The following is a 3473-nucleotide window of genomic DNA, read 5'->3' as shown; positions in this document are numbered from 1 at the left end:
CCTCGACCAGCGCCGCGTTCTGCTGCGTCACCTGGTCCATCTGCTGCACCGCCTCGCCGACCTGCAGCACGCCCTGGCTCTGCTCGCTGCTGGCGGCGCTGATCTCGCCCACGATGTCCGTGACGCGGCGGATGCTCGCCACCACCTCCTGCATGGTGCTGCCGGCACGGTCCACCAGCGCCGTGCCCTGCTCGACGCGCCCGGCGCTGTCGGTGATGAGCTGCTTGATCTCGCGCGCCGCCTCGGCGCTGCGCTGCGCGAGCGTGCGCACCTCGCCGGCGACCACGGCAAAGCCCCGCCCCTGCTCGCCGGCGCGCGCCGCCTCCACGGCCGCGTTCAGCGCCAGGATGTTGGTCTGGAAGGCGATGGAGTCGATGACCTGGATGATGTCGGCGATCCGGTGGCTCGCCTCGTTGATGCCGCGCATGGTGTCCACCACCTGCGCCACCACCTCGCCCCCCTGCAGTGCGACGGCGCTGGCGCTCTGCGCGAGCTGGTTGGCCTGGCGGGCGTTGTCGGCGTTCTGCTGCACCGTGCTGCCCAGCTGCTCCATGGAGGCGGCCGTCTCCTGCAGGGCGCTGGCCTGCGACTCGGTGCGGCCGGAAAGGTCCTGGTTGCCCTGGGCGATCTCCGTGCTGGCCAGGGCCACGGCCTCCGAGCCCTGGCGCACGCGCGCCACCACCTGCGCCAGGCTGTCGCGCATGGCCCCCATGGTGGCCAGCAGGCTGGAGGTGTCGCCCGCGCGCAGGTTCACCTGCACCGCCAGGTTGCCGGCCGCGATCTCGCGCGCCACGCTGGCGGCGTAGTCGGGCTCGCCCCCCAGCTGGCGCGTGATGGAGCGCGTCAGCAGCCAGGCGATCAACGCGCCGCCCAGCGCCGCGAACGCCGCCAGCGCCGCCATGGTCCAGGTGGCGGTGCGCGCCAGCCGCTGCGCCTCCTCGGCGGTGGCGAGCATCGCCGCCTTCTGCACGCCGATCAACTCGTCGAGCGCCTCGAAATACGCCGCCTGCAGCGGCCGGTTCTCGCGCAGCAACACGTCGGTGGCCATGATGCCCTGGCCGATCATGGCCATGTCCACCGCCTTGTCGATGGTCTCGTTGTAGGGGGCGTGCAGCTTCTCGATCTTCTGCAGAACTTCCTGGCCGGCCGGATCGGTGATGCTGCCCTGCAGCTGGCCGAACAGTTCGCCCGTGCGGGCACGCGCCTGCTCGATGCGCTGCGCCTCCTGCTCGCGCTGCCCCTGCTCGTCGAGCAGCGCGATGTTGCGCGAAGCGCGCGCCACGATGTTCAGGTTGCCGAGCATCTGCGTGATCTGCTCGACCTTGACCATCCGGTCCTCAACCAGCAGGGTGGTGCTGTGCTGCACCTTGCGGATCTGCGCGCTGCCCAGCAGCGCCCCGGCGGCGCCGGCCAGGATGACCAGGGCAAAGCCCAGGCCCAGGCGCGCCGCCACGCTCATCGTCGTACGGGAAGAAGTCATGAAGTTCGCTGTATCGTGATGGCCCGCGCTCCCGGCGGGGCGCAGCGCCCGCGCGGGCCTGCGCGACCGATGCGCAGCCCTGCGCCGCCCGTTCTGCCGCAAGGGGCGGCGCCGGGCCGGAGCAGGGGATTGTATATCTTTTTGTACAGCCTCGCGCACTGCGGGGTCATCCCGCCCGCGGGCCTGCGGGCAGGGCGTCCGTCCCCGCGGTTGGGCATCTTGGGCACAATCTGCGCCCTTGCCTCTTCCCTTCAGCCACTGGATAAACACCATGTCACGCTGCACTGCACCCGACACCCCTCCGACCTCTGCGGCACCTGCCGCATCCGCGCCCAAGGTCTTCATCAAGACCTTCGGCTGCCAGATGAACGAATACGACTCGGACAAGATGGCCGACGTCATGCAGGCCGCCGAGGGCTACCAGCCCACGGACGACCCCGAGCAGGCCGACCTGATCCTGTTCAACACCTGTTCGGTGCGCGAGAAAGCACAGGAGAAGGTGTTTTCCGACCTGGGGCGCGTCAAGCACCTGAAGGAGCGCGGCGTGCTGATCGGTGTGGGCGGCTGCGTGGCCAGCCAGGAGGGCGAGGAGATCATCCGCCGCGCGCCCTTCGTGGACGTGGTCTTCGGCCCGCAGACGCTGCACCGCCTGCCCGAGCTGCTGCAGGCGCGCGCCCGCACGCAGCGCCCGCAGGTGGACATCAGCTTCCCCGAGATCGAAAAGTTCGACCACCTGCCGCCTGCGCGCGTGGAGGGCGCCAGCGCCTTCGTCTCGATCATGGAGGGCTGCTCCAAGTACTGCAGCTACTGCGTGGTCCCGTACACGCGCGGCGAGGAAGTGAGCCGCCCGTTCGAGGACGTGCTGGTGGAGGTCGCGGGCCTGGCCGAGCAGGGCGTGAAGGAAGTGACGCTGCTGGGCCAGAACGTGAACGCCTATGCGGGTGCCATGGGCGAGACGGCCGAAAAGGCCGATTTCGCCCTGCTGCTGGAGTACGTGGCCGAGATCCCGGGCATCGAGCGCATCCGCTACACCACCAGCCACCCGAACGAATTCACGCCGCGCCTGATCGCCGCCTACGACCGGATCCCCAAGCTGGTCAGCCACCTGCACCTGCCGGTGCAGCACGGCAGCGACCGCATCCTGATGGCCATGAAGCGCGGCTACACGGCCATGGAATACAAGAGCACCATCCGCAAGCTGCGCGCCATCCGCCCGGACATGGCGATGAGCAGCGACTTCATCGTGGGCTTTCCCGGCGAGACGGAAGAAGACTTCGCCAAGCTGATGAAACTGATCGACGAGGTGCGCTTCGACAACTCCTTCAGCTTCATCTTCAGCCCGCGCCCGGGCACGCCCGCGGCCAACCTGCACGACGAGACGCCGCACGACGTGAAGCTGCGCCGGCTGCAGGAGCTGCAGGCGGTGATCAACCGCAACATCCTGGAGATCAGCCAGGAGCGCGTCGGCACGGTCCAGCGCATCCTCGTCGAGGGCGCCTCCAAGCGCGACGGCAACGAGCTGATGGGCCGCACCGAGTGCAACCGGGTGGTGAACTTCGCGGGCCATGCGCGCCTGATCGGCCGGATGATCGACGTGCGCATCACCGAGGCGCGCACCTACACCCTGCGCGGCGAGGTGGTGCAGCAGGCCGAGGACGTCTGAGCGGGCTCCGGCCACACGGGCGATGACGGCGCAGGCACACGGGCGCTGGGGGCGGACGCCCAGCCTGTCGTTCCAGCAGCTGCTGCTGCTGGCCTTCCTGCTGATCGGGGCGCTGCTGGGCGCGAGCTCCCTGCGCGCGGTCTTCACGCTGGAGCGCCTCATGGCGCAGAGCCGCTCGGGGGCCGCCCAGGCGATCGAGCTGGCCACCGCGGCCCAGCTGCTGCAAGCGCGCTCCCAGGTCCTGGAACGCACGGCGCGCCAGTCGCTGATCCTGGGCGACGCGCAGCTGCGCCAGCGCTTCGCCGAAACCCTGCAGGACACGCTCCCGCA

At 69.9% G+C, this 3473-nt stretch carries 2 protein-coding genes and 1 pseudogene; 2 read left to right on the top strand and 1 reads right to left on the bottom strand.

All coding sequences use genetic code 11. From position 1 onward, the window contains the following. Positions 1 to 1480 (bottom strand): methyl-accepting chemotaxis protein (locus A612_RS18060; protein WP_040435341.1); only part of this gene is annotated, 1480 nt, incomplete at its 3' end. A 364-nt stretch (positions 1481 to 1844) separates the two neighbouring features. Here A612_RS18060 and miaB point away from each other — a divergent pair. Together miaB and A612_RS00520 are read left to right on the top strand one after the other, a co-directional pair. Continuing rightward, complete coding sequence (gene miaB / locus A612_RS00525) at positions 1845 to 3143, top strand: tRNA (N6-isopentenyl adenosine(37)-C2)-methylthiotransferase MiaB (RefSeq protein WP_019372667.1); 1299 nt, start codon at positions 1845 to 1847, stop codon at positions 3141 to 3143. 22 nt (positions 3144 to 3165) lie between these two features. Continuing rightward, positions 3166 to 3473: pseudogene (locus A612_RS00520) on the top strand (two-component sensor histidine kinase); the annotation flags it as partial.

Source organism: Melaminivora alkalimesophila (genome assembly GCF_000282995.1).
GTDB lineage: Bacteria > Pseudomonadota > Gammaproteobacteria > Burkholderiales > Burkholderiaceae_C > Melaminivora > Melaminivora alkalimesophila.
This window is presented reverse-complemented; position numbering and strand designations above follow the sequence as displayed.

Bases quoted from the DNA above. Each gene is read 5' to 3' on its own strand.
- miaB (WP_019372667.1), top strand. From the start codon at position 1,845: ATGAACGAATACGACTCGGACAAGATGGCCGACGTCATGCAGGCCGCC.